At 64.7% G+C, this 26,683-nt stretch carries 23 protein-coding genes and 1 tRNA gene; 13 read left to right on the top strand and 11 right to left on the bottom strand.

Annotation, left to right across the window (positions count from 1 at the left end; genetic code table 11):
- The first annotated feature begins 36 nt into the window (after positions 1–36).
- A complete protein-coding gene (gene ggt, locus ACZBJS_RS02405) occupies positions 37–1,773 on the top strand; it encodes a gamma-glutamyltransferase (protein WP_316394925.1) in 1,737 nt (578 codons plus the stop codon).
- A 118-nt stretch (positions 1,774–1,891) separates the two neighbouring features.
- Here ggt and ACZBJS_RS02400 read toward each other — a convergent pair whose 3' ends face one another.
- Entirely contained in the window at positions 1,892–2,227 is a 336-nt protein-coding gene (locus ACZBJS_RS02400; protein ID WP_316394926.1) for a hypothetical protein, read from the bottom strand.
- Between the two features lie 558 nt (positions 2,228–2,785).
- Between ACZBJS_RS02400 and ACZBJS_RS02395 the strand changes: the two genes are divergently transcribed.
- From ACZBJS_RS02395 to ACZBJS_RS02380, 4 genes are all read left to right on the top strand, one after another.
- Complete coding sequence (locus tag ACZBJS_RS02395; protein WP_463438302.1) at positions 2,786–5,266, top strand: penicillin-binding protein 1A; 2,481 nt, start codon at positions 2,786–2,788, stop codon at positions 5,264–5,266.
- Between the two features lie 300 nt (positions 5,267–5,566).
- Positions 5,567–5,764 carry a hypothetical protein gene (locus ACZBJS_RS02390; RefSeq protein ID WP_463438301.1) on the top strand — a complete coding sequence of 66 codons (198 nt, stop codon included), beginning with the start codon at positions 5,567–5,569 and terminating at the stop codon, positions 5,762–5,764.
- 196 nt (positions 5,765–5,960) lie between these two features.
- A tRNA-Gln gene (locus ACZBJS_RS02385) sits at positions 5,961–6,034 on the top strand.
- A gap of 171 nt (positions 6,035–6,205) precedes the next feature.
- Positions 6,206–6,613 (top strand): GNAT family N-acetyltransferase, encoded by a 408-nt coding sequence (locus ACZBJS_RS02380; protein WP_018271115.1) that lies wholly within the window; start codon positions 6,206–6,208, stop codon positions 6,611–6,613.
- Between the two features lie 22 nt (positions 6,614–6,635).
- Here the strand turns inward: ACZBJS_RS02380 and ACZBJS_RS02375 are convergent, their stop codons facing one another.
- The 3 genes from ACZBJS_RS02375 to ACZBJS_RS02365 all read right to left on the bottom strand — a co-directional run bounded on the left by ACZBJS_RS02375 (position 6,636) and on the right by ACZBJS_RS02365 (position 11,565).
- A complete protein-coding gene (locus tag ACZBJS_RS02375) occupies positions 6,636–7,142 on the bottom strand; it encodes an invasion associated locus B family protein (RefSeq protein WP_225160697.1) in 507 nt (168 codons plus the stop codon).
- Positions 7,143–7,246: 104 nt separating this feature from the next.
- Positions 7,247–10,399, bottom strand: coding sequence for an efflux RND transporter permease subunit (locus ACZBJS_RS02370; protein WP_310884787.1), 3,153 nt, complete (start codon positions 10,397–10,399; stop codon positions 7,247–7,249).
- Positions 10,396–11,565: an efflux RND transporter periplasmic adaptor subunit gene (locus tag ACZBJS_RS02365; protein WP_076826513.1), complete on the bottom strand. Its 1,170-nt coding sequence runs from the start codon at positions 11,563–11,565 to the stop codon at positions 10,396–10,398. Before ACZBJS_RS02365 ends, ACZBJS_RS02370 begins: the two co-directional genes overlap by 4 nt.
- Positions 11,566–11,747: 182 nt before the next feature.
- Between ACZBJS_RS02365 and ACZBJS_RS02360 the strand changes: the two genes are divergently transcribed.
- From ACZBJS_RS02360 to ACZBJS_RS02330, 7 genes are all read left to right on the top strand, one after another.
- Positions 11,748–12,209, top strand: coding sequence for a MarR family winged helix-turn-helix transcriptional regulator (locus ACZBJS_RS02360; protein WP_016841339.1), 462 nt, complete (start codon positions 11,748–11,750; stop codon positions 12,207–12,209).
- A 127-nt stretch (positions 12,210–12,336) separates the two neighbouring features.
- On the top strand, positions 12,337–12,576 hold the full coding sequence (locus ACZBJS_RS02355) for a hypothetical protein (protein WP_028344615.1): 240 nt from the start codon (positions 12,337–12,339) through the stop codon (positions 12,574–12,576).
- 259 nt (positions 12,577–12,835) lie between these two features.
- Complete coding sequence (locus ACZBJS_RS02350; protein ID WP_316394955.1) at positions 12,836–15,403, top strand: TonB-dependent receptor; 2,568 nt, start codon at positions 12,836–12,838, stop codon at positions 15,401–15,403.
- 20 nt (positions 15,404–15,423) lie between these two features.
- A complete protein-coding gene (locus tag ACZBJS_RS02345) occupies positions 15,424–16,113 on the top strand; it encodes a Fe2+-dependent dioxygenase (RefSeq protein ID WP_076826517.1) in 690 nt (229 codons plus the stop codon).
- Positions 16,114–16,116: 3 nt separating this feature from the next.
- Positions 16,117–17,160, top strand: coding sequence for a tonB-system energizer ExbB (exbB, locus tag ACZBJS_RS02340; protein WP_143270793.1), 1,044 nt, complete (start codon positions 16,117–16,119; stop codon positions 17,158–17,160).
- 3 nt (positions 17,161–17,163) lie between these two features.
- Positions 17,164–17,628, top strand: coding sequence for a TonB system transport protein ExbD (gene exbD / locus ACZBJS_RS02335; protein WP_076826519.1), 465 nt, complete (start codon positions 17,164–17,166; stop codon positions 17,626–17,628).
- A gap of 11 nt (positions 17,629–17,639) precedes the next feature.
- Positions 17,640–18,434, top strand: a complete 795-nt coding sequence (locus ACZBJS_RS02330; RefSeq protein ID WP_316394957.1) for a cell envelope integrity TolA family protein — start codon at positions 17,640–17,642, stop codon at positions 18,432–18,434.
- 139 nt (positions 18,435–18,573) lie between these two features.
- Here ACZBJS_RS02330 and ACZBJS_RS02325 read toward each other — a convergent pair whose 3' ends face one another.
- The 4 genes from ACZBJS_RS02325 to ACZBJS_RS02310 all read right to left on the bottom strand — a co-directional run bounded on the left by ACZBJS_RS02325 (position 18,574) and on the right by ACZBJS_RS02310 (position 22,182).
- Entirely contained in the window at positions 18,574–19,767 is a 1,194-nt protein-coding gene (locus ACZBJS_RS02325; protein ID WP_410469695.1) for an ABC transporter substrate-binding protein, read from the bottom strand.
- A 236-nt stretch (positions 19,768–20,003) separates the two neighbouring features.
- Positions 20,004–20,411: a hypothetical protein gene (locus tag ACZBJS_RS02320; protein ID WP_316394971.1), complete on the bottom strand. Its 408-nt coding sequence runs from the start codon at positions 20,409–20,411 to the stop codon at positions 20,004–20,006.
- Positions 20,412–20,513: 102 nt separating this feature from the next.
- Positions 20,514–21,194 (bottom strand): site-2 protease family protein, encoded by a 681-nt coding sequence (locus ACZBJS_RS02315; RefSeq protein WP_316394972.1) that lies wholly within the window; start codon positions 21,192–21,194, stop codon positions 20,514–20,516.
- Between the two features lie 85 nt (positions 21,195–21,279).
- Positions 21,280–22,182 carry a DMT family transporter gene (locus ACZBJS_RS02310; protein WP_316394959.1) on the bottom strand — a complete coding sequence of 301 codons (903 nt, stop codon included), beginning with the start codon at positions 22,180–22,182 and terminating at the stop codon, positions 21,280–21,282.
- A 92-nt stretch (positions 22,183–22,274) separates the two neighbouring features.
- Between ACZBJS_RS02310 and ACZBJS_RS02305 the strand changes: the two genes are divergently transcribed.
- Positions 22,275–23,147 carry a LysR substrate-binding domain-containing protein gene (locus tag ACZBJS_RS02305; RefSeq protein ID WP_463438300.1) on the top strand — a complete coding sequence of 291 codons (873 nt, stop codon included), beginning with the start codon at positions 22,275–22,277 and terminating at the stop codon, positions 23,145–23,147.
- On the opposite strand, the gene ACZBJS_RS02300 is transcribed toward ACZBJS_RS02305, so the two are convergent.
- From ACZBJS_RS02300 to ACZBJS_RS02290, 3 genes are all read right to left on the bottom strand, one after another.
- Positions 23,144–23,890, bottom strand: a complete 747-nt coding sequence (locus ACZBJS_RS02300; RefSeq protein WP_316394961.1) for an SDR family NAD(P)-dependent oxidoreductase — start codon at positions 23,888–23,890, stop codon at positions 23,144–23,146. The genes ACZBJS_RS02305 and ACZBJS_RS02300 overlap by 4 nt on opposite strands.
- 12 nt (positions 23,891–23,902) lie before the next feature.
- Positions 23,903–24,637, bottom strand: a complete 735-nt coding sequence (locus tag ACZBJS_RS02295) for an SDR family oxidoreductase (RefSeq protein ID WP_316394962.1) — start codon at positions 24,635–24,637, stop codon at positions 23,903–23,905.
- Positions 24,638–24,748: 111 nt separating this feature from the next.
- On the bottom strand, positions 24,749–26,587 hold the full coding sequence (locus ACZBJS_RS02290) for an IlvD/Edd family dehydratase (protein WP_141339954.1): 1,839 nt from the start codon (positions 26,585–26,587) through the stop codon (positions 24,749–24,751).
- Positions 26,588–26,683: the final 96 nt, after the last annotated feature.

Genomic DNA, 26,683 nt, shown 5'->3' with positions numbered 1-26,683 from the left:
AGCCGCGACAGGCCGGCATTCTCCGGGGAGACTTTTATGCAAAATCCAACGGCACGCGCGCGATGGATGGTCGCCGCGCTCGTCTCGATCAGCATCGCGTCGGCTGCGCCCGGTCGCGCAGCCTCGGTTGCGCCGGCCGCCGCCGAGAACGGGATGGTGGTCTCCGCGCAGCATCTCGCGACCCAGGTCGGCGTTGAGGTGTTGAAACGGGGCGGCAATGCGGTCGATGCGGCGGTCGCCGTTGGTTACGCGCTTGCGGTGGCCTATCCCGCCGCCGGCAATCTCGGTGGCGGCGGGTTCATGACCATCCAGTTCGCCGACGGCCGCAAGACCTTCCTGGATTTCCGGGAGACCGCGCCGAAGGGCGCCACAGCCGACATGTATCTCGACAAGGACGGCAAGGTCATCCCCGGGTTATCGACCAAGGGGCATCTCGCCGTCGGCGTACCGGGCTCGGTGGCCGGCATGGAATATGCGCGCGAGAAATACGGTACGATGAAGCGCGCTGACGTCATCGCGCCGGCGCTGCAACTGGCGGAGGATGGTTTTGTGCTCGACCAGGGCGACGTCAGCATGCTGCAGGCCTCGACCAAGGACTTTCAGGACGATCCGGCCTCGGCCGCGATCTTCCTCAACAACGGCAAGCCGTTCCAGGTCGGCGAACGGCTGACGCAGCATGAGCTCGCCGAGACGCTGCGCGAGATCAGCAAGCGCGGCAGTGATGGCTTCTACAAGGGCTGGGTTGGTGCTGCGATCGTCGCCGCGAGCCAGGCCGGCAAGGGACTGCTGACGCAGGAGGATCTGGACAACTACAGGGTTCGCGAGCTGGCGCCGGTCGAATGTGACTATCGCGGTTACCACGTGGTCTCGGCGCCGCCGCCCAGTTCGGGCGGTGTGGTGATCTGCGAGATGCTCAACATCCTCGAGGGCTATCCGCTGAAGGAGCTCGGCTACCACTCGGCGCAGGCGGTGCACTACCAGATCGAGGCGATGCGCCACGCCTACGTCGATCGCAACAGCTATCTCGGCGATCCGGACTTCGTGAAAAATCCGCTCGAGCGCCTGCTCGACAAGACCTACGCCGCGAAGATCCGTGCCGCGATCGACCCGGCCAAGGCCGGTGTGTCCAGGGACATCAAGCCCGGCGTTCCGCCGCATGAGGGCAGCAACACCACGCACTATTCGATTGCCGACAAGGACGGCAATGCGGTGTCGGTCACCTACACGCTGAACGACTGGTTCGGTGCCAAGGTGACGGCGGCCAGGACCGGCGTGCTGCTCAATGACGAGATGGACGACTTCACCGCCAAGGTCGGCGTGCCGAACCTGTATGGGCTGGTGCAGGGGGAGGCCAACGCGATCGTCCCCGGCAAGCGTCCGCTGTCCTCAATGAGTCCGACCATCGTCTCCAAGGACGGCAAGCCGGTCATCGTGATGGGCACCCCGGGCGGCAGCCGCATCATCACCGCCGTGCTGCTGACGATGATCAACGCGATCGACTATGGCATGAACGCGCAGGAGGCCGTGGACATGCCGCGCTTCCACCAGCAGTGGCTTCCCGAGGTGACCAACCTCGAGGACTACACGCTGTCGCCGGATACGCGGAAGATCCTGGAGGGCATGGGCCACAAATTCGGCCCGCCGCATCCGGCCAACCACCTCGCGGTGATCATCATCGGCGCGCCGTCGCTGGGCGGCAAGCCGGTCGGCAACAACCGCTTCTATGGCGCGAACGACCCGCGGCGCAATTCGGGGCTCGCCGCGGGCTATTGATCGTGACGGCTAGCGACAATCCGTAGCCCGGATGAGCGAAGCGATATCCGGGTCTTGTTGAGCTCCCGCATGTCGCTCCGCTCGTGCGGGCTGCCGCTCCAATTGATCCGCGCTGCGGTCAGGCGACGGCGGTCGACCTGCCGTCCTTTTGCCCGCTGGTCAGCAGCAAGCGCTGGCGGATCGCGTCTTCGATCAGAGCCAGGGATTGCTTGGCTTCGCGCGCCTCGACTTCGGCGGCCTGGGCGCGGAATTCGGCCGCATCGAGTTGCTCCTGTTGGGACTCGATGCGCCGTCGGGCTTCCTCAAGCGCCCGCGACGCATCCCTCAATTTGCGCTCGGTGGCGGCGATGATTTCGAGCTGCGCCTGTTCGGCGGCCTCGGCGCGCGCTTCGCCGGCGCGGGCCCTGTCCTCGATGCTGCGGAACAAATCCGCCGCCTGATAGACGAGGTCCAAGGCTTCTGTGCCCATGGCCGATGCGGGTGGTCTTGGAAATCCAAGAACGTTAGGGTCGGCCGTAAATGGCCGTTTGAATCCGCGCAGTGCCATCCAAATCAGCCCGTCGCGAGTCGGTGTATGCCAACAACTTGCGGTAGTTATGGTTAACAAATCCTTAATGTGATTGGCGCGCCGGCGCTGTCCACCGATTTCTGATGTCGCAGCACCCAAATCGTCGGCCGGATCGGGGAATCGGTCCGTCCGGCCCGCGCTTTTCTTTCGGAACGTGCTCTCCGCGCAAGCGTATCGAGACCGCAGCGCTATCAGGCGCGGTGCGCGAAGCGCGCAGCGCTGCAGCGGCGATCGATGCAGCCTCCGCGGGCGCTGCCAGTCGGCGAGGTCTGCCGATTTGGCTGCGGGCGCGAGCCGGGCTCTATGGCATAAGTTTGACGCCTGGCTTGCTTTAATTCTCCGGTGTTGAATTGCAGGTCCATGGAGCGACCGATATACCGGGCGGCCTAAGTGGCACGCAGCGCGCTCAGAACGAGCGACGTATTCGCCACGGAAATCTGGTCGATGAAATTTCTGTTGCGGTTCTTCGGGTTCCTGTTCACCGCAGGCACCATCCTGTTCCTGGCTGGTCTGGCCGCGGTCGCAGGGCTGTTCTGGCATTTCTCCAAGGACCTGCCCGAGTATTCGCAGCTCCAGAACTACGAGCCGCCGGTGATGACCCGCGTGCACGCGGCCGACGGCTCGCTGCTCGGCGAATACGCCAAGGAGCGCAGGCTTTATCTGCCGATCCAGGCGGTGCCGAAGCTCGTGATCAACGCGTTCCTCGCCGCCGAGGACAAGAATTTCTACGAGCATGGCGGCGTCGACTACACCGGCATGGCGCGCGCCGGTGTCGCCTACATCCAGAACTTCGGTTCCAACCGGCGGCCGCAGGGCGCCTCGACGATCACCCAGCAGGTCGCCAAGAACTTCCTTTTGACCAACGAGGTGTCGTTCACCCGCAAGATCAAGGAAGCCTTGCTGGCGATGCGAATCGAGCGGGCTTACTCCAAGGACAAGATCCTCGAGCTCTATCTCAACGAAATCTATCTCGGCCTTGGCGCCTACGGCATCGCGGCGGCCTCGCTGGTGTATTTCGACAAGTCCGTCAATGAGCTGACGGTCGCGGAAGCGGCCTATCTGGCGGCGCTGCCGAAAATGCCGGCCAGCCTGCATCCGGTGCGCAACCGCGCGCGCGCCGTCGAGCGCCGCAACTACGTGATCGACCGCCTGCAGGAGAACGGCTGGATCACCGCGGCCGACGCCGACAAGGCGCGCAAGGAGCCGCTGACCGTCACCAACCGCAGCAATGGCGCGCACACCTTCGCCGGCGAATATTTCTCGGAAGAAGTCCGCCGCGACATCTTCGAGCGCTATGGCGAGAAGAAGCTCTATGAGGGCGGCCTGTCGGTGCGCACCACGCTCGACCCCAAGGTCCAGGTGATGGCGCGCAAGGCCATGGTGGCTGGGCTCGTGAACTATGACGAGCAGCAGGGCTATCGCGGTGCGATCCAAAGGCTCGACCTGACCAGTGACTGGGGCGTGCCGCTCGCCGAGATCAAATCGCTGTCCGACATCTCGCCGTGGCGAATGGCGGTGGTGCTGGAGAGCAACGACCAGTCGGCACGGATCGGCTTCCAGCCGGGCCGCGAGCTCGGCGGCGCCATCAGCAAGCAGCGCGAGACCGGCATCATCACGATGGACGGCGCGCGCTGGGCCAAGAGCAAGGGCAAGACGCCGACATCGGTGGCGCAGGTGCTGCAGCCAGGCGACGTGATCTACGCCGACCCGCTCTTCAGCAAGGACGGCCAGCGCGTCGAAGGCCAGTACCGGCTGCGACAGATCCCTGAGCTGTCGGGTGCGATGGTGGCGATGGATCCGCACACCGGCCGCGTGCTGGCGATGGTCGGCGGCTTCTCGTTCGACCAGAGCCAGTTCAACCGCGCGACGCAGGCCTATCGGCAGCCCGGCTCGACCTTCAAGCCGATCGTCTATTCGTCGGCGCTCGACAACGGCTACACCGGATCGACCATGATGATCGACGCGCCGATCGAGATCGACCAGGGGCAGGGCAACATCTGGCGGCCCGAAAACTTCTCCACCGGCAAGTATCAGGGCCAGGTGACGCTGCGCAACGCGCTGCGGCTCTCGCTCAACACGGTGACCGTGCGGCTGGCGCAGGAAATCGGCATGCCGCTGATCGGCGAATATGCAAAGCGCTTCGGCGTCTATGACGAGTTGCCGAACTATCTCGCCTACGCGCTCGGCGCCGGCGAAACCACGGTGATGCGGATGGCCACGGCCTATTCGATGATCGCCAATGGCGGCGTCCGCGTGAAGCCGACCTTGATCGACCGCATCCAGGACCGCTACGGCCACACCATCTTCAAGCACGATCAGCGCGAATGCCGCGGCTGCGACGCACCGGAGGGCTGGAAGAACCAGCCGGAGCCGCAGCTCGTCGACCGCCGCGAGCGGGTGCTTGACGCGATGTCCGCCTACCAGATCACCTCGCTGATGGAGGGCGTGATTCAGGCCGGTACCGGCACCGCGCTGAAGGACGTCGGCAAGCCGCTCGCCGGCAAGACCGGCACCTCGAACGAGGCCAAGGATCTCTGGTTCGTCGGCTTTTCGCCGGACCTCGTGGTCGGTCTCTATGTCGGCTACGACAAGCCGCGCTCGCTCGGCCGCAACGCGCAGGCCGGCCATACCGCGGCGCCGATCGCGCGCGACTTCCTGAAGCTCGCGCTGGCCGACAAGCCCGCCACCCCGTTCAAGCAGCCGGTCGGCATCCGGCTGGTCCTGGTCGATGCCAAGACTGGCCAGCGCGCTGTGCCCGGCCAGAACCGGGGCGTGGTGCTCGAGGCCTTCAAGCCGGGCCAGGCGCCGCCGTTCAATGATCCCGGGATGGTCGCCGGCACCGACGTGATCGACGGCACCCAGCAGGGCATTTCGCCGGACGCCGATCGGGCCGTGATGCGGTCTGGGAGGGGCGGGCTGTACTGAGGTCGGGCCGGCAAGGCGTTCACGAGACGCGGCTCGACCTTTTCCACGAACGGGCGGTGCATGCGTAAGCATGACACGTCAGATGACATGCCTTGCGCCGATGTCCCGCGCTAAGGCCTGCGTCCCCACGCTTGGCGCTGATGTCCGGCGGTCTGTGGGCGATCAACTTCGAGGGAGGTGTGTGAACGGCCCGCCGGTGAGCCGCACCAACCAGAGAGAACGGTCGCGACGTCCGCGCGAAGGCGCCGCGGGTGCCGTTGTTAGGGCGGTTACTCCAACAAGCGATTGTGCGTGAGACCAATGATCAAGACGCTCGTTGTCGTGGTTCAGGTAACCTGGACGGTTTCGATGGTTGGAATGGCAACCGTGATCGGCGTGCAGGGATTTGGGTGCCACGGCTGGATCGGCGCGATTGGGTTCGGCACCGCCGGATTTGGTGTTGGAGCCGTGTGGGCAGCCTGGCCCGAACTGCTGCTGGAATTGCTCGCCGGGATGTGACTCGTGTGGCTCGCACCGGTCGGGTCAGTGGCGTCCCGACTTGCGATTTTCGCGCCCGCTCCGCCAACAATGCTTGCCAAGCGTGGGACCAAGCGGGTAGAAGGTCGCTCTCGCGCGGGCGCTGATTTGGCAGGCGAACCCGCTGCACCGAGATGTCCAGTCATCCAGCTAAGCTGTTGATACCACGGACGATTCTTGGGGAATGGTGTAACGGTAGCACAACAGACTCTGACTCTGTTTGTCTTGGTTCGAATCCAGGTTCCCCAGCCAATCCGCCTCGGTGGCGTGATCATCCTCTCAAATCCCGACGAGATAGCCGGCTGCAGCTGCCGACGGAGGACCAGTCGTATGTGTGCCATCACGGCAGGGTGGATTGGTCCGGCGTAATCCACCATGGTCTCGCGCGTGTGGTCCGGCTCGTTGCAACAGAGGTTTAGGCTGATGGACGAAATTCTCTATGCCCGCGAAGCGTCGATCGGCGTCGATGAGTTCATCGAGGTGCTGCGGCAGTCGGGCCTCGGCGAGCGGCGACCGCTGGCGGATACCGACCGGATGGAGCGCATGATCGCCAATGCGAATCTGATCGTGACGGCGCGGAAGGCGGGCAAGCTGGTCGGCGTGTCGCGCGCGCTGACCGATTTCGCCTATTGCTGCTATTTGTCGGACCTTGCGGTCGATCGCGGATACCAGGGACATGGCATCGGCAAGCGTCTGATCGCGGAAACGCGGCGCCTCGCCGGACCTGAATCGATGTGCCTGCTGTTGTCGGCGCCGGACTCGATCGGGTTCTACAAGACCATCGGCATGCCGCAGCCGGACAACGCGTTCCTCTACAAGCGGGAGCGATAGCGGACGGCTACGCTGCGCGGCGCTATTTGATCTTGTCGTAGACCGTCGCGAAGTCCGCAAGCGGCATCGGGATGGAGATGGTTTCCTTGCCGAGATTCTGGAACGACACTTTGAGCTGCTTGCCCGATTTCAGCTGGGTCAGGACATCGGCGGCGATCGGCGTATTGATGTAGCAGCCGCGTGCCTCGCACGTCTGGATCGGCACGTCGACGGCCTTGCCGTCGTCGACCTGCAGCTTGGCGCCGACCGGCAGGTTCAATCCGAGTGGAAGCTGGATCAGCGCCACCGGCGTGCGGGTGTCGCCGGGAACGCGGATATTGACCAGCACGATGAGCTGGCCGGTCTTGGTGAGCACCGCGGTCTGTTCCATCGCGCATTCGAGCGGAGCGTCGCGGCTCGCACTGGTGCAGCGCGCAATCCAGCCGGAATTGTTGGGGGCTGCTGTATCACCCTGAGGAGCCGCGGGCGCAGCTGCCGGAGCGGGCGCGTTCTTGCTCTTGGCCGTCTGGGCGTGGCCAGAGTGGGCCATGCCGAACGCGGTCAGCAGGACGAAGAGCGACTTGGCGACAATCTTCACGGTACCGGCTCCGAATGGACATCTTTCGGATGTGCCGGGATGCCAGCAAAGTCAAGTCACTCGGCGGCCTCCTTGACCGATCCATGCTCGTCGTCGTCAGCATCGTGGTCGGTGCGCGGCGAGCGGCCCCAGTTCGCAAACGCATTCGAGAGCCTGTCGAGATAGAGGTAGACGACCGGCGTCGTGAACAGCGTCAGCGCCTGGCTGACGATCAGGCCGCCGACCATGGCGTAGCCGAGCGGCTGGCGGATTTCCGAGCCGGTGCCGGTCCCTAGCATCAGCGGCACGCCGCCGAGCAAGGCGGCCATCGTCGTCATCATGATCGGGCGGAAGCGGAGCAGGGCGGCTTGGCGGATCGCCGCGACAGGCTCCATGTGCTGGTCGCGCTCGGCCGCGATCGCGAAGTCGACCATCATGATGCCGTTCTTCTTCACGATGCCGATCAAAAGGATGATGCCGATCAGCGCGATCAGCGAGAAGTCGAAGCCGGCCGCCATCAGGATCGCGAGCGCGCCGACGCCGGCCGACGGCAGCGTCGACAGAATCGTGATCGGGTGGATGTAGCTCTCGTAGAGAATGCCGAGGATCAGGTAGACGACCACGAGCGCCGCGAGGATCAACAGCGGCACGGTCGACAACGATTGCTGGAACGCCTGCGCGGTGCCTTGGAAGCTCGAGCTCAGTGTCGGCGGCGCGCCGAGGTCGACCATCGCCTTCTGCACCGCTTCCGTCGCCTGGCCGAGCGCAACGCCCTGCGCCAGGTTGAACGAGATGGTGATCGCCGGGAACTGGCCCTGGTGGCTGATCGAGAGCGGCCGTACCGGCACGCTGGTCCAGGTCGCGAAGGTCGAGATCGGCACCTGTTCGCCGGTCAGCGGAGACTTGATGTAGATCTTGTTCAGCGTGTCGATCGCGCCCTGGAGCTCCGGCAACACCTCGAGGATGACGTGGTAGCTGTTGAGCTGGGTGAAGTACTGCGTCACCTGGCGCTGGCCGAACGCGTCATAGAGCGTGTCGTCGATCAGCTGCGGCTGGATGCCATAGCGCGAGGCGGTGTCGCGGTTGATCTTCAATTCGAGCGTGGTGCCGTTGGTCTGCTGGTCGGTGGCGACGTCGCGCAGCTGCGGCAGCGTTTGCATCTTGCCGAGAATCTTCGGCGCCCATTCGTTCAATTCGGCGAGGTTGGCATCCTGCAGCGTGAATTCGAACTGGGTGCGGGTCGGGCGGCCGCCGAGGCGGACGTCCTGCGCCGCCTGCATGAACAGCCGGGCACCCTCGACCTTCTCCAGCTTCGGCCGCAGCCGGGCGATGACCTGCTGCGCGTTGGCGTCGCGATCCTTCAGCGGCTTCAGCGTGATGTACATCGCGCCGTTGTTGCCGGCGCGGCCGCTGCCGCCGATCGCCATCGCCACCGTCGCCACCGCGGGATCCTGCTGCACGATCTTGCCGAGTTCCTCCTGCTTCCGCTTCATGTCGGCGAAGGAGATGTCCTGGTTGGCTTCCGAGGTCGCGGTGATCAGGCCGACGTCCTGCTGCGGGAAGAAGCCCTTCGGGATGACGACGAACAGGTAGACTGACAGCGCCAGCGTCCCGAAGAAGATCATCAGCGTCGTGAACTTCCAGCGCAACGCGAGGTCGAGCACGCTCTGATAGCCGCGCAGCATGGCGTCGAAGCCGCGCTCGCTGAGCTGGTAGAACCGACCGTGCTTCTCGTCATTGTGGGCGCGCAGGAAGCGCGAGGCCATCATCGGGGTCAGCGTCAGCGACACGAACATCGAGACGAAGATGGTCATCGCGAGCACGACCGCGAATTCGCGGAACAGGCGGCCGATGATGCCGCCCATCAGGAGCAGCGGGATCAGCACCGCGACCAGCGAGATGCTGATCGAAACGATGGTGAAGCCGATTTCCTGCGAGCCCTTGAAGGCGGCAGCCATCGGCTTCTCGCCCTCTTCGATGTAGCGGCTGATGTTCTCCAGCATCACGATGGCGTCGTCGACCACGAAGCCGACCGCGATCGTCAGCGCCATCAGCGACAGATTGTCGAGCGTGTAGCCGAACACCCACATCAGCGCGCAGGCGCCGAGCAGCGCCAATGGCACCGTGACCGTCGGGATCACGGTCGCCCAGAAACTGCGCAGGAAGACGAAGATCACCATCACGACCAGGAAGATGGTCAGCAGCAGGGTGAACTGGACGTCCTCGACCGCCGCGCGGATCGTGGTGGTGCGGTCGCTGATCACGTCGATCTTGATCGCCGGCGGGATCGCGGCGACCAGTCGGGGCAGCGCCGCCTTGATCTTGTCGACGGTGTCGATGACGTTGGCGCCGGGCTGCTTGAAGATGACCAGGAATACGCCGCGCTTGCCGTTGGCCCAGGCGGCCTGCTTGGCGTCCTCGGGCCCGGTGACGGCCTGGCCGATATCACGGATCCGCAGCGGCCCGCCGTTGCGGTAGGCGATGATGACGTCGTTCCACGGGCTCGCCGTGAGCAGCTGGTCGTTGGCGTAGATGGTATAGGCGCGGGTGGCGCCGTCGATGTTGCCCTTCGGACTGTCGACGGTGGCGATGTTGATCGCAGCGCGGACGTCCTCCAGCGACAGGCCCTTGGCGACGAGCTTGGCGGGGTCGATCTGGACGCGAACCGACGGCTTCTGCTGGCCGCCGATGATGACCTGCGCAACGCCCGAGATCTGGCTGATCTGCTGCGCCAGCTGGGCGTCGACGGCATCGCTGACCGTCGTCAGCGGCAGCGTGTCCGATGTCGCCGACAGCAGCATGATCGGCGAGTCCGCCGGGTTGACCTTGCGGTAGGTCGGCGGCGAGGGAAGGGTTTTCGGCAACTGGCCGCTGGCCGCGTTGATGGCGGCCTGCACGTCGTTGGCGGCGCCGTCGATGCTGCGGTTGAGGTCGAACTGGATGGTGACCGCCGCCGTGCCGAGATAGCTGGTCGAGGTCATCTGCGCGATGCCGGGGATCTGCGCGAACTGGCGTTCCAACGGCTGGGCGACCGATGTCGCCATCGTTTCCGGGCTGGCGCCGGGCAGGGTCGCAGTGATCTGGATGGTGGGGAAGTCGACCTGCGGCAGCGGCGCGACCGGCAGCAGGGGATAGGCGACGAGACCAACGAACAGGATGCCCGCCATCAGCAGCGAGGTGCCGATGGGGAAACGAATGAATGGTGCGGAAATTCCGGCGCCGACGCTCATTCCTGCGCAACCTTCGACTGGGACGGATCCGAGCTCGCCACTGCCGTTGTCACCGGGGTTCCCGGCGAGACCTTGTACTGCCCCGCGGTGATCACCTGCTGTCCGGGCGACAGGCCCTCGTCGATCACCGACTTGCCGTCGATCGACTGGCTGACCTTGATCTTGCGAAGCTCGGCCTTGTTCTCCTGATTGACTGAATACGCGTAGAGGCCATCGGTGCCATGCTGCACTGCGTCATCCGGGACGACGGTGGCATCCTTCAAGGTCCTGACCAGAAGGCGGGTCGAGACCGACTGGCCCGGCCACAGCGCGTGGTCCTTGTTATCAAACACCGCCTTCAGCCGGACAGTCCCGCTTGACGTGTCGACCTGATTGTTGATCAGCGCCAGGGTTCCCGTGGATAGCACCCGCTTGCCGTCGGTGGTCAGGGCAATGGTCTTGGGCGGCGCCACGGCCAGCGCCGCCTTGATATCCGGCAGCTGGTCTTCCGGCGCGGTGAAGATCACCGTGATCGGCTCGATCTGGGTGATCGTGACAATGCCGGTCTGGGCCGAGGCATTGACGATGTTGCCGATATCGACCAGTCGCAGGCCGACAATCCCGTCGATCGGGGATTTGACGGTCGTGTAGTCCACCTGGGTCTGGGCGTTGAAGATGGCGGCCTCGTCAGCCGAGATCTGGGCGGTCAGCTGCGCCACCGTGGAGCGCTGGGTGTCGAGCTGCTGGCGTGTCGCGAACTCGCCGAGCCTGGTGGTGCGCTGCAGGTCGAGATTGGCGTTGGCGAGATTGGCTTCGTCCTGGGCCTTCTTGGCCTTGGCCTGGTCGAGCGTCGCCTGATAGGGCCGCGGATCGATCTCGACCAGCGTGTCCCCTGCCTTGACGAACTGGCCTTCCTTAAAAGCGATCCTGGTGATCTGACCGTCGACCCGGGTGCGGACCTGGACCGTGTTGAACGCCTGCACGGTGCCGAGGCCGGTGAGATAGACCGGGAAGTCGGCTTTCTCGACCGGCGAGATCTTGACCGGAACGGCCGGGCGTTGGGCGGATCGCTTCTGCGCGGCTTCGATCGCCTGCTGGTTGCTCGTGTGTTTCTGCCAGCCGAAATAACCGGCGGCGCCGACCGCAGCGATCACTAAAACCCAACCGATGGTGCGTGACTTTGACATGCGGACTCTTGGGTTCGACGTAACAATAAAGGCTGATCGAAACGGTTCACAGAGCTTGCGGATATAATATGCGTGCACTTAATGTGTAAACACACCAAGGCTTGAGAATCCTAAACATTTGGAAAGGTTTAGGTCAGAAACGAGCAGAAACAATTCGCCTGGGAAACGCACCGAGGACCCCTATGTCGCTCGATCTCAAACGCCAGTTTATCGCGCAGCTCGTCGAGAGTTCCCGGCTGCTGCGCAATTATATCGATCATCGCGCCAAGGCGCGAGGCACCACGCGTGCGCAATGGATCGTGCTGTTCCGCCTGCGCGAGCAGGAGGGACTGTCCCAGGTCGATCTCGCCGACGTCCTCGAATTGCAGCCGATCTCGCTGGTGCGGCTGCTCGACCGCCTCGTCGAGCATGGCCTGCTCGAACGCCGTCCCGATCCCAGGGATCGCCGTGCCAATCGCCTGTTCCTGACCAGGAGCGGGCGCCGCCTCGTCGACGATCTCGACAGCCTGCGCGACGCGATCGCCGGCGATGTGCTGCGCGACGTCTCGGACAAGCATGTCGAAAGCGGCCTCGCCACGCTGCGCGAGGTCAAGGATCGCATCAAGGCGCTCGGCGAGGAGGCGGAGCGCATCGCTGCGAAATAGCGCATCTCATCGTGCGCAGATTCCTTCGCTCCATCCATTCACCCGTTGCAGCGTGCGCGAGCCGGTTGAATCGTCGCGGGATGTCGTCCATATCGCGCAGCGACGATGCGAGAGGACGAGGGCTGCGATGGATGAGTTGAACGGGCGCATGATGGCATGCCAGATCCTGGTTACCGGATTGATCGCGCGCGTCGCCAACGAGCAGCGCGACCCGCTGCGCTTTCTCACCGACTTCCGCGACGAGATCAAAGCGGTCGTCAACGGCGTCAACATCGCCGGCCTCGAGAACAGCGACCGCGTGCGGCAGGTCGCGCAGCGGACGATCGACGAGCTGTTTTCGCTGATGAAGCCGCCAAGCGCCGAGTAATCGCGTGGTCGCATGGACAGCGCCCGCACGCGGCAGCCAATGACGGGCGGCATCGATTTAGAACGATTATTAGAACACTTAAAAACTACAGTTTAGAACGATTTCAAACCGTAGATTAGAATCGCTTTGAATTGGGGCGATTCAAGCCGACTGTTGCGCTCGTCGCATTGATAAAAAAGGTCACGCTCGATAACCGATGGAGACAGTTCGTCGCAGCTTCATTTCGCGAACGAGCTGATTTTTCTGGGGCGAGCAAGACATGAGCAATGTGAAGGCGCCGAGATCGCTGCGCTTTGATGCAGCGATCGGTTCGGCTGATGACACCGGTTATTCCGTCACGAAGGTCTCCGCAGTCGCGAGCCTGATCGCGGTGGCGTCGTTTTCGGGGGCTGAAGCGCAGCAATCCAACCTGCCGCCGGTGAATGTCGATGCCCCGGTCGCTCGCCCGCGGCCCGTGACGTCAAGGCCCACTGCGGACCAGGTCCGCGCCCGCAACGCGCTGCGCCGCGCCGCGCGCCGTAACAACCAGCAGGCACAGCAAGCGCCGGTGCCGTTTCCCAACGCCGGCGGTCTTCCCGCCGACCGCGATCCGTACGCGGATCCGGCCGCGCCGTACAAGGGCGACCGTTTGCAGTCGTCCGGGAAATATCCCGAGCCGATCCTGAACACGCCGAAATCGGTCACGGTGCTGACCAAGGACGTGCTCGAAGACAAGAACGCCACATCGCTGAAGTCGGCGATCCTGTCGACCGCCGGCGTCACGCTCGGCACGGGCGAGGGCGGCAATGCCTTCGGCGACCGCTTCTTCATCCGCGGTTTCGATGCGCGCAACGACATCTTCATCGACGGCGTGCGCGACTCCGGCGTCAGCGTCCGCGAGAACTTCTTCACCGAGCAGGTCGAGATCCTGCGCGGCCCGGGCTCGTCCTTTGCCGGCCGCGGCACCACCGGCGGCGCGATCAACATCGTCACCAAGCAGGCGACGACGCAGAACAGCTTCTACAACATGGACACCACGTTCGGCACCGATCGCACCAAGCGCGTGACGCTCGACGTCAACCAGGTGATCAGCCCGACGCTGGCGATCCGCGCCGGCGGCCTGTTCCAGGATGCCGGCGTCGCCGGCCGCAGCTACGTCACCGACGACCGCAACGGCGCGTTCGTCGCCGGAACATGGAAGCCGGTCGATGCGGTGAAGATCACCGGCAACTACATCCACACCGAACTGACCGGACTCCCGGATTTCGGCGTGCCGTACTATCGGCCGAGCACCGCGAGCACGGCCGGCGGTCCGTTCCCGGATTTCGGCGTCAACCGCAACAATTTCTACGGCTTCGTCAACCGCGACTTCTTCAGGACCGGGCAGGACATCGGCACGATCAATGCCGAGGTGCAGATCACGCCGGACCTCGTGGTCAGCAACAAGATCCGGGAATCGCGTTCGACCCAGAACTACATCGGCACGCTGCCGGAAGCGCCGACGCTTGCCGCCGGCGCTCCGTTCACGGCGTATACGTTGAGCGCCAATCCGCAAAGCCGCTACCAGGTCACCGACGTGTTCGCCAACCAGACCGAGGCGACCTACAAGTCGGTCGACGGCCTCGGCTTCAAGCACACGACGACGGCCGGCGTCGAATACGACAACGAGCGGTCGTCGATCGACAGATATCTCGGCCTGAGCTCGGAAATAACGACCGGCACATCGGCATTCACGGGAAGCGGATCGCTCTCCGGCGTCAGCGTGTTCAATCCGCAATACACCAACATTCCGTTCCCGATTCCGTCGGGGCTGTCCGGGCTGCCGACCAAGATCGGGATCGACACCACCAGCGGCTACATCATGGATACCGCGAACTACAATGACTTCGTGATCCTCAATGGCGGCATCCGCTACGACGACTACAAGATCAACACGTCAGGCTATCTGACTTCGGGCGGCAGGACCACATTCGGCAGTCAGTCGGCCGACTTCGGGATGCCGAACTTCAACCTCGGCCTCACCTTGAAGCCGTTGCCGAACGGCAGCGTCTATGCGGCCTATGCGACCTCATCCAACCCGGTCGGCGCCGAATTCGACGGCACCAGCACGGCGTATGGCGGCCTGTCTCCGGTGCTGAACGGCGGCAATACCCAGATCTTCGGGCCGGAAAAGAACAAGGCGATCGAAGTCGGCACCAAGTGGGAATTGTTCGATCGTCATCTGCTGGTGACGGCGGCGCTGTTCCAGACCGAGAAGGAAAATGCGCGCGAATCGCAGAACGTGAACAACGCCACCGCGGCGGCAGCGCTCGGTTGCTCCTATCCGACCGGGACGACCGGCAATATCTCCTGCATCACCGCGGGCGCGGCCTACCGCATCCGCGGCATCGATCTCGGCGTCGGCGGCAAGATCACCGACAAATGGAGCGTGTTCGGCGGTCTCGTGCTGATGCAGTCGGCAGTGACGAGGTCGCTGGCGCCGCCGGCCAACACCATCCTGTACTCCAGCAATGTCGGACTGCCGCTCGCCAACGTCGCGCACCAGTCGTTCAGCATGCTGACCAAGTACCAGCTCACCGACATGTGGGAGCTAGGCGGGCAGGCGGTGTATCGCTCGAAGGTCTATGGCGGCACGCTGCTCGCGGCCAACCAGGGCACCTCGATCCCGAGCTATTGGCGCTTCGACGCCTTTGCCGAAGCTAAGATCGACAAGCACTGGACCATGAAGCTGTTCGTCAACAACATCTTCGACAAGCGCTACTACGATGCGCTGTACCAGAGCGCGGCGCCGTTCGTGCTCGAAGCGCCGGGACGCGCCGCGTATCTGGTTGTTTCTGCGCGTTACTGACGGAGGCTTCGCGGCACGAGATGCTGGTCTGTGTTCCCAACGTATTGAGCAAGGCTGATGTGGCGGACTTCCGCCGCATCATGGCGCAAGCCGAATGGGAGGACGGCCGCTCGACCGCCGGCGCCGCGTCCGCGATGGTCAAGCGCAACGAGCAGCTGCCGCCCGACAGCGAGGTCGCGCGGCAGCTCGGCAACCGCATCCTGTCGGCGCTGTCGGCGAGCCCGCGCTTCATCTCGGCGGCGATCCCGCTTAGAATCTTTCCACCCTTGTTCAACCGCTATGCCGCCAGTGACGGGCACCATTTCGGCCTGCACGTCGACAATGCGGTGCGCGGCGACAGGCTGACGGGCATGAGGATCCGCACCGACCTCTCGGTCACGCTGTTTTTATCGGAGCCGGAGGACTACGATGGCGGCGAGCTCGTCATCGAAGACCTCTACGGATCCCATGAAATCAAGCTGCCGGCGGGCGATCTCGTAGTTTATCCTGCTTCCAGCTTGCATCTGGTCACGCCGGTCACGCGGGGGACCCGGGTAGCGTCTTTTTTCTGGCTGCAGAGCATGATACGGGATGCACACGGGCGCAGCCTGATCTTTGATCTCGATACCGCGATCCAGGCTCTGGTGGAGCGGCTGGGGCGCGATGACCCCGAAACGGTCAAATTGACCGGGATTTATCACAACCTGATCCGTCACTGGGCTGAAGTGTAACTGATGATGACATTCAAGTTCCCCGCTGCATCCGCCATGATCGCCTCGCTGGCGATGCTGATGCTGGCCGCGCCGTCTTCGGCGCAGCAGCAAACGGCGCCTGTAGCGCAGCCCGCACCCGTGACCCGGCCTCAGGCCGCACCCGCCCAGCCGGCGGCGGCCCAGCCTGCGGCGGCTGCCCAGGCCGCGCCGGTGGCCGCCCAGCCGGCACAAGCGGCGCCGCAGGCTCAGGCCGCGCCGGCCCCTGCCGCGGCGGCTCCGGCACCGACGGCGAACGAGGCGTCCCTGGCTGCGCCCGCGAGCGGCGACAGCAAGTCGCTGAAGTCGACCTCGACCGGCCTGCACGAATTGTCGCCGTGGAACATGTTCTTGAACGCCGACATCATTGTGAAGGCGGTGATGCTCGGTCTGGCATTCGCGTCGCTCGTCACGTGGACGGTGTTCATCGCCAAGATGGTCGAGCTGACGGTGGCGCAGCGCAAGCTGCGTGGCGCGCTGGCCAAGATCGCTGAATCGCGCTCGCTGGCCGAAGCGCAGTTCGCGCTCGGTGCCAAGGGTAGCGTGCTGTCGTCGTTCATCGCTGCTGCGATGCGGGAGGGGCGCCTGTCGGCGGGCATCTCGAGCGACAGCGGCATCAAGGAGCGCGCGGCGTCGAGCTTCGCCGAGATCGTGCGCGCCGAAGCCCGCAAGATCCGCATCGGCATGGGCCTGCTCGCGACCATCGGCGCGACGTCGCCCTTCGTCGGCCTGTTCGGCACCGTCTGGGGCATCATGAACAGCTTCATCGGCATTTCGAAGTCGCAGACGACCAACCTTGCCGTGGTGGCGCCGGGCATTGCGGAAGCGCTGCTCGCGACCGCGATCGGCCTCGTCGCGGCGATCCCGGCCGTGATCATCTACAACCACTTCTCGCGCGTCACGAAGGTCTATCTCGAGCTCGTCAACCGAGCCTCGGGCGCCGCCGGACGGCTGCTGTCGCGCGATCTCGATCGCACCCATGGCGACGTTCCGCGCAACGCGCATGCGCGCGCCGCAGCGGCGGAGTAGGCGATGGCAGTCTCGATCTCCGAGAACGATGGCGACGACGATTTCGCGGAATCCCACGAGATCAACGTCACGCCGTTCATCGATGTCATGCTGGTGCTGCTGATCATCTTCATGGTGGCGGCACCGCTCTCGACCGTCGATTTGCCGATCGATCTGCCGACCTCCAGCGCGACGCCGCAGAAGAAGCCGGACAAGCCGACCTATCTCAGCATCAAGCCGGATCTGACGCTGGCGATCGGGGAGAACGCGGTGAAGCGCGTCGACCTGGTCAATTCGCTGGATGCTGTGCCCGACATGACCCGGGACAAATACGTGTTCCTGCGGGCCGATCGGATGGTACCCTATGGCGAGCTGATGGGCGTGATGGAGCTGCTGCGCGCCGGCGGCTACACGCACGTGAAGCTGGTCGCGCTCGAGGGCGTTCCGGGAGCGCCCGCGGCGGCGCAGGCCGATCCTGCCAAACCCTGACGGCGAACGCGATGTCCACCAACCCCGATCTCGATCTGCGGACCTCGAAGCGGCTCTGGGTGATCGCCGCCGTGACGGCAGTCGGGCTGCATCTGGGCGGTGCCGCGCTGGCACTGACCAATTTGCGCGGCGACGACGGCGACGAGGGGCTCGGCGCTGCCGGCGCGGAGTACGCCGTCGAGCTGGCTTCCGCGGATGCGACCGAAGAGGCCCTACCGCCTGGACCGCTGGCTGACGAGCAGCAGGCTATGCAGGAAATGGCGCAGCAGAAGGCCGAGGTGAAGGACACCGACCTGCCTCAGGAAAAGCCGGTGGAGTCCGACGACCCCGATCGCATCGTGACGGAAGACACTGCCAAGAAGCAGAAGGAGGAGGAGGCCAAGGTCGCCAAGGTCGAGGCCAACGCGCAGGAAGCGCAGCAGGCCTCGGAGGCGGCCGCGCCGACCAAATTGGAGGACGCGCGTCAGTCGGAAACCACCAAGGCACCCAACCCAGGCATCGGCAAGGACAAGCTGCTGCTGACCGCCAAGTGGGGCAAGAAGATCAGCGCCTATCTCGACCTGCACAAGAAATTCCCAGAGAAGGGCAAGGCCAAGGAGGCCAAGGTGAAGGTCGCCCTGGTGCTGAATCGTCTGGGCAAGGTGCTGTCGGTTGCCGTGCTGGAATCGTCCGGAGATGCCGCCTTTGACGACGCGGCGATCTCGATGGTCCACCGGTCCGATCCGGTCCCGGCGCCGCCGGCCGACCTGACCGACGATCAGTTCTCGTTCAGCCTCGACGTCAATTACAACAAGCCGAAGAAGTAGCGCGCCGCGGCTGGCTGCGATCAGACCCGGCGTCATTGCGGGGCGCGACAAGTCGCGAACCCGGAATCCATTTCTCCATTGAATGTGCCGCTGGTCGATTCCTGGTTCGCCGTTTCACGCGGCCCGGAACGACGTTGCCTCAGCTCTTCTTCACCAGCGGGCAGACGCTCTTCTCGAGCGGGAGGAAGGCCTCGTCCGCGGGGATGGTGGCGACCAGCTTGTAATAGTCCCACGGATATTTCGAGTCCGACGGCTTCTTCACCTCGAACAGATAGGCGGGGTGGATCTTGCGGCCGTCGACGCGGATCGAGCCCTTGCCGAACAGGAGATCGTCGGTCGGCATCTCCTTCATCTTGGCGACCACGGCGCGACCGTCATGCGGATTGCCGCCGAGCGCTTCCAGCGCCTTGAAATAGTGGATCAGCGAGGAATAGACGCCGGCCTGCACCATGGTCGGTGGGTTCTTCTTGAAGCGCTCCATGAAGCGCTTGGAGAAGGCGCGGGTCTGGTCGTTCATGTCCCAGTAGAACGTCTCGGTGAAGTTCAACCCCTGCGCGACGTTGAGGCCGAGCGCGTTGATGTCGGTGATGAACAGCAGCATGCCGGCAAGCCGCTGGCCGCCCGAGACGATGCCGAATTCCGCGGCCTGCTTGATCGCGTTGGTGGTGTCGCCGCCGGCGTTAGCGAGCCCGACGATCTTGGCCTTCGAGCTTTGTGCTTGCAGCAGGAAGGAGGAGAAGTCCGCGTTGTTGAGCGGATGCTTGACGCTGCCGAGCACCTTGCCGCCATTCGCGGTGACCACCGCCGAGGTGTCGCGCTCGAGCGCCTGGCCGAACGCATAGTCCGCGGTGAGGAAGAACCAGGTGTCGCCGCCGGATTTGACCAGCGCCTTGCCGGTGCCGTTGGCGAGCATGTAGGTGTCATAGACCCAGTGCACCGTGTTCGGCGAACACTGCGCGCCCGTGAGGTCGGACGAGGCGGAGCCCGAGTTCAGGTTGACGACGTTCTTCTCCTTCGAGAGGTTGGCGATCGCGAGTCCGACATTGGAGGCCGCGAGGTCGACGAACACGTCGACCTTCTCGACATCGATCCATTGCTTGCCGATGTTGACTGCGACATCGGGCTTGTTCTGGTGATCGGCCGAGATCAGATCAATCTTCCAGCCCTTCGCCAGCAGCCCGGAATCCTCGATCGCCATCTGCGCCGCCACCGTCGAGCCGGGACCGCCGATATCCTGATAGAGGCCGGACTGATCGCCGAGCGCGCCGACCTTGGCGATCTTGTCCATCGTCTGCGCCGACGCACCGCCGCAGAACGCAAGACTCGTGGCCATGACCAAGGCCGTCGTGACCGAGGCTGCAATGGAACGCTTCATCTTCCCTCCAGTATGATTTTGCTTTTGAGTTCCGGATTATGCCCGGCATCGGGTGCATCGCCTAGAGCGCCGGCGCGTTTGATCGTGCGCTATATTCCGCGCCGCGGCGATTGCGCAGCCGGTGACGCGCGACGGGATGCCGCGGTGCGCGGAGTTCGATCATCAGACGCGGATAGGGTGAAGCGCGGACGGCGCTATTTCCAGTAGTACCGGATCGCGACGTAGATCACGACGAGGCAGGCGAAGATCAGTGCCACCGGCATCGAACGCTTGGCGTTCGGGTCGGAGGTGCTCGTCTTCTTGGGGGGCAGGCGGCGGAACGTCGTGACGTTGCCATTGTCGGCGACCGGCTCGCGCGCGCGCGCCGGAACCTCCGGCGCTTTGCCGGCGCCGCCCATCTCGACATAGTAGGTGCGGTACATCTCCTGGATGGTCGCCTCGCCGGCGTCGGCTTCGCTCATCTGTCCCAGCAGCTTGTTGTAAATGGCCAGGAAATTCTGCGCCTCAGGCGGCAAGGCGGAGGCGCCGTTCAGCTTGGCCATCATCTTCCAGGTCGCAAAGTCGGCCCGCGCTCGGGTGTCGGCGCGTCGTGCAATCAGCATATCGGCAGCTTTGATCACCATGGCCTCGAAGCGTTCCTGTCCTCAACGCGCGACCCGGAAAAATGGCTACCGGTTTTCGGTCGGGTCGTGCGCAGATCAAGGCTATGTGTTTCCGGTAATGAGGAGAAGGGCGTTGATTACATAGCCGGTCAGAGTTCGCAGTATCGTTGAAATAACATCAAGATTTAGGCCGACTTGCTGGCCAATCACCGGCAGCAGGATCAACAGCCCGATCAGGATCAGCATGCCGTAGGGCTCCAGCCGGGCGAGCGGGATCGCCAGCGGCCTTGGCAACAGCCCGACCGCGACCCGGCCGCCGTCCAGCGGCGGGATCGGCATCATGTTGAAGATCGCGAGCACGATATTGATCAGGAAGGCGTTTTTCAGATTGTCCGCGGTCCATTTTGCGGCATCGGCCGGCACCAATGGCACTGCGTGGAATGCCAGCGCCGCGGCGATCGCCAGGATGATGTTGGTGGCCGGGCCGGCCAGCGCCACCCACACCATATCGAGCTTGGGATGATTGAGCTTGCGGAAGTTCACCGGCACCGGCTTGGCGTAGCCGAACAGGAACGGCGAATGCGCGAACAGCAGCACTGCAGGCAGGATCAGCGTGCCGAACGGATCGATGTGCTTCAGCGGGTTGAAGCTGACGCGGCCGAGCTGCCAGGCGGTGTCGTCGCCGAGCCGATGAGCGACGAAGCCGTGCGCGGCTTCGTGAAACGTGATCGCAATGACCACCGGCAATACCCAGACGGAGATGTCATAGAGGGAGATGTTCAATGGCATGCCGCCTCGGGTTCGCTGGGACCGGACCTCAGGCTAGCACGGATTCGCGGAAGGCCTTGCTGGCGAGCGTTGCCGCAGGTCAGCGCATGTCGGGGGCGACCGCGTGCGCCAGAGGCGGCTGGGTGGTCGCGATCCAGATGCCGGCGAACACGGTGACGATGCCGGCCAAAAGATTCCAGCTCAGCGGCTCGCCTAGCAGGGCTGCGCCGACCAGCGATGCCGCGATCGGATTGACGGTGACCGAGATCGCCACCCGGGTCGGCGTCGTCCGCTCCAGCGCGAAGGCCCAGAGATAGAAGGTAAGCGCAGCGCCGAAGGCGCCGAGATAGATCGCGCCGGACCATTGCGGCGCGCCGAAATCGGCAACCGGCGCAAAACTGCCGCGCAGCAGCGAGGCGACAATGAGCACCACCGCCCCGGCGGCCATCGCGAGCGTGGTGAAGGGGATCGGGCCGGCGCGGCGGATATAGGGTTTTGACCAGATGCTGTAGAGCGCCATGCACAGCGCGGCTGCGATCATCAAGAGGTCGCCGCGCCAGGCACCAGGCGGCGCCGTGGCGAGGCCGGAGAGCAGCGCCATCGAGACGCCGAGGATGGTGATCAGGACGCCTGCGGTCTTGCGCGCGGTGAGCGCTTCGGCGCCCAGCACCGCGCCGACCAGCATGGTCAGAAGCGGCAGTGTCGACAGCGCGAGTGCGCCGCGCGCGGCGGTGGTGAAGATCAATGAGGCATTGAACAGGACCGGAAACGCCGCAAAGAACAGCAGGCCGAGGCCGGCAACGCCGAGCCAATCGTGCCGCGTCGGCCAGTTCCGGCGTTGCAGCAGTGCCAGCGGCAGCAGCAGCAGGACGCCGATGCCGAAGCGGAACGCGCCGATCGCCAGCGGGTCGATGGCGCCGACCAGAAACCGCGTCGCCCCGATCGAGGTGCCGCCGAGCGCGCTCGATGCCACCGCCGCCAACACCCCCCAGATCTCGCCCATTCCGTCCGTCCCTTGGTTTTGCTTGCGCAATCTAGGGACGGGGACATAATCAGGAAATGGAATAGATTTGATCGACTAAATCACGGATCGTTATGAGCGCGCCCATCCTGGACCCGGATCTTCTGCAGGCCTTTGTCGCGGTGGCGGAGCATCGCTCCTTCACCCGCGCGGCCTCAGCGCTGAACCGGACCCAATCCGCCGTCAGCATGCAGGTGAAGCGGCTGGAAGAGCGGCTGCAGGCCGAACTGTTTCACCGCAGCACGTCCAGTGTCGACCTGAGTGCAGCCGGCGAGGGATTGCTCGGTTATGCCCGCCGCATCCTGAGCCTCAACGCGGAGGCGGTCGGCCGGGTGCGCGAGCATGGCACGGATGGACGGGTTCGCCTTGGCGTGATGGACGACTATGGGACGATGATCGTCCCGCCGCTGCTCAAGGACTTCATCGCCAGCTATCCGCTGATCCATCTCGAGATGGAGACCGGGTTGACGTCGACGATGACCGATCGGCTCGGCGAAGCCTATGACCTCGTGATCGCGATGCACCCCGAGGGACGCGGCGAGGGCGAGTTGCTGCGCACCGAGCAGGCGGTGTGGGCCGCGAGCGCTGAGCATCGCGTCGAGGAGCTCGATCCGCTGCCGGTCGCGCTCTATCCGCAGGGCTGCCTGTTCCGGAACTGGGCGATGCAGGCGCTGGACGAGGCGAACCGGCCGTGGCGGCTCGCCTTTGTCAGCCACAGCCTGTCCGCGGTCGAGGCGATCGCGGCGCAGGGTCTCGCCGTGACCGTGGTCAAGTCGGGGACGTTTCCGCCGACGCTGCGTCGGCTGACCGCGCGCGACGGCATGCCCCTGCTGCCGCGGGCCGAGATACGGCTGCATCGCGCGCAAAACCTGCCGCACGCGGCGTCACTCCTGGCCGATCATCTCGTCGCGGCGCTTCGGGAGCCGGCGAGGCGAGCGGCGGTTTAATAGGTCGCGCGGCCGCCGGAGATGTCGAACACCGCGCCGGTGGAGAAGGCGCAATCCTCCGACGCCAGCCATGCCACCATCGAGGCGAGCTCCTCGACCTGGACGAAGCGGGCCTTCGGGATCTTCGACAGCATGAAATCGATGTGCTGCTGGGTCATCTGGTCGAAGATCGCGGTCTTCGCCGCGGCCGGCGTCACCGCATTGACCAGGATGTCGTGCTGCGCGAGCTCCTTGCCGAGCGATTTGGTGAGCGCGATCAGGCCCGCCTTCGACGACGAATAATGCGCGGCGTTTGGATTGCCCTCCTTGCCGGCGATCGAGGCGATGTTGACGATGCGGCCGTACTTCCGGCCGATCATGGTCGGCACGATCGCCTTGCAGCAGATGAAGGGCCCCTCGAGATTGATGCGCATCACCCTGCGCCAGTCGTCGAGATCGGTTTCCCATACCGGCTTGTTGGCTCCGGTGATGCCGGCGTTGTTGACGAGAATGTCGATCTTGCCGAACGCCCGCAGCGTTTGATCGCGCGCGGCGTCGACCGCGTCGGGATTGGTGACGTCGGTCTTGATCGCGATCACGTTCTCGCCGATCGCCCGCGCGGTCTTCTCGGCCAGCGGCTGGTCGAAATCCCAGATCGCGACCTTGGCGCCCGACGCGACAAAGCGCTCGGTGATAGCGCGGCCAAATCCCTGCGCGCCGCCGGTGACGACGGCATAGCGGCCGTTGAGATCGATCTTGTTCATGCTGCCTCCCGATTAGAGTGTCCAGCCGCCGTCGATGACATGGGCGACGCCTGTGGTGAACGAGCTTTCGTCGCTGGCGAGATAGACGGCGAGCGCGGCGATTTCCTCGGCGGTGCCGAGCCGGCCCATCGGCTGGCGCGCAACGAACATCTCGCGTCCCTGCGGGCCGGCAGCCGCCGCACGCTCAAGCATCGAAGGCGTCTCGATGGTGCCGGGGCAGATGCAGTTGCAGCGGATGCCCTTGGTGATGAAGTCGGCCGCGACCGAGCGCGTCAGTGCCGCGACCGCGGCCTTGGTGGCGCTATACACGTAGCGGTTCGGCGCCGCCTTCACCGCGCCGGCGGCGGAGGCGATGTTGACGATGGCACCGCCGCCCTGCGCCAGCATGCCCGGCAGGAAAGCGCGCGTGGTGCGGTGCATCGACTTGACGTTGAGGTCGAAGGAGAAGTCCCAGTCGTCGTCCGAACACTCCAGCACCGTGCCGTGATGCACGAAGCCCGCGGCATTGAGCAGGATGTCGGTCTTGCCGGCGCGCTTTGCGATTGCCTCGACCGCTGCGGTGTCGCGCACGTCGAGCTTCGCAACATCGGCGGCGCCTTCCTGCCTGAGCAGCGCAAGCTTGCCTTCGTCGATATCGGTCGCGAACACGCTCGCGCCCTCGCGGGCAAAGGCCAGCGCGCAGGCGCGGCCGATGCCGACGGCCGCTGCGGTTACGAATGCGCGTTTGCCCTTCAGGCGGTCTGACATGCGTTTCTTCCTTCTTTGGCGATTGGCAGTCATGCGCGGGCTTGACCCGCGCATCCATCTTTCGAAGAACGATGGATTGCCGGGCCGCGCCCGGCAATGACGGTTTGCGTCCTAGTGATTGTCGCGCGCCACGCCGACCTTGCCGGCGATGTCGTGGTAGCGCGTCGCGAGCTCGAGACAGGCGCCGGTCGCGTGCTGGCCGACGGTCTTGCGGTAGAGCTCCTGCCACGGCGTCTGGTTGGCCGGATGCGGGAAGCCGCCCTTGGCCTTCAGCTCGGCGCGGCGGGTGCGCAGCTCATCCTCCGAGATCATGATGTTGGCGCTGCCCTTGTTGAGGTCGATGCGCACCTTGTCGCCAGTCCTCAGGATTGCGAGCCCGCCATCGGCGGCGGCCTCGGGCGAGGCGTTGAGGATCGAGGGCGAGCCCGAGGTGCCGGACTGCCTTCCGTCGCCGATGCAGGGCAGGGACAGGATGCCGCGTTTGATCAGCGCGGCGGGCGGCTGCATGTTCACCACCTCGGCGCCGCCGGGATAGCCGATCGGGCCGGTGCCGCGGACGAACAGGACGCAGTGCTCATCAATGTCGAGCGCGGGATCCTCGATACGGTTGTGATAATCCTCCGGCCCCTCGAACACGATGGCGCGGCCCTCGAAGGCATTGAGGTCCTTCGGGTTGGACAGATAGCGGTCGCGGAATTCCTTCGAGATCACGCTGGTCTTCATGATCGCGGAATCAAAGAGATTGCCGCGCAGCACGATGAAGCCGGCGTCCTTCACCAGCGGCTTGTCGTAGCCCCAGATCACGTCGCCGTCGGGCGCAGGTGCTTCCTTGCAATTCTCGCCCATGGTGCGGCCGTTGACGGTGAGGGCGCCTTCGTGGATGCGCTTGTGCTTGATCAGCTCGCGCACCACCGAGGGCACGCCGCCGGCGCGGTGATATTCCTCGCCGAGATAGAAGCCGGCCGGCTGCATGTTCACCAGCAGCGGGACGTCATGGCCGTATTTCTGCCAGTCGTCGATCGACAGCTCGACGCCGACATGGCGCGCCAACGCATTGATATGGATCGGCGCATTGGTCGAGCCGCCGATCGCGGAGTTGACCACGATGCAGTTCTCGAACGCCTCGCGCGTCAGGAAGTCCGACGGCTTCAAATCCTCCCAGACCATGTCGACGATGCGCTTGCCGGTCTCGTAGGCGATCTGGCCGCGCTCGCGATACGGCGCCGGGATCGCCGCGCAGCCCGGCAGCGAGAAGCCGAGCGCTTCCGCGAGCGAGTTCATGGTGGAGGCGGTGCCCATCGTGTTGCAGTGGCCGACCGAGGGGGCCGAAGAGGCCACGATCTCGATGAATTGCTCATAGTCGATCTCGCCGGCGGCGAGCCGTTCGCGCGCCTTCCACACCACGGTGCCGGAGCCGGTGCGCTGGCCCTCGTGCCAGCCGTTCAGCATCGGGCCGCCCGACAGCACGATCGCCGGCAGGTTGACGGTCGCCGCCGCCATCATGCAGGCCGGCGTGGTCTTGTCGCAGCCGGTGGTCAGCACCACGCCGTCGAGCGGATAGCCGAACAGCACCTCGACCAGGCCGAGATAGGCGAGGTTGCGGTCGAGCGCCGCAGTCGGGCGCTTGCCGGTCTCCTGGATCGGATGGGTCGGAAACTCCATCGCGATGCCGCCGGCGGCGCGGATGCCCTCGCGGACGCGGTGTGCGAGCTCGAGGTGATGCCGATTGCAGGGCGAGAGGTCGTTGCCGGTCTGCGCGATGCCGATGATCGGCTTACCCGACTGCAATTCCTCTCGCGTCAGGCCGTAATTGAGATAGCGCTCGAGATAGAGCGCGGTCATGCCCGGATTGTGCGGGTTGTCGAACCATTCCTGGGAGCGGAGCCTGCGGCCCTTGCCCTTGCTGGTCGCGCCTGCGGCGTCGTGCCCGTTGGTGGGGGGTTTTGTCATTGGTTTCTCCCGCAATGCAAACTTGTGGGCCCATTCAAGGGCTCTGGTTCAAGGTCGTTTCTACCTTGCGCAAATCGTCATGCATTACAAACCCGA

Source organism: Bradyrhizobium sp. KZN70725 (assembly GCF_055264925.1).
The sequence above is the reverse complement of the archived record's forward strand: the minus strand, read 5'-3'. Positions and strand labels throughout refer to the sequence as shown.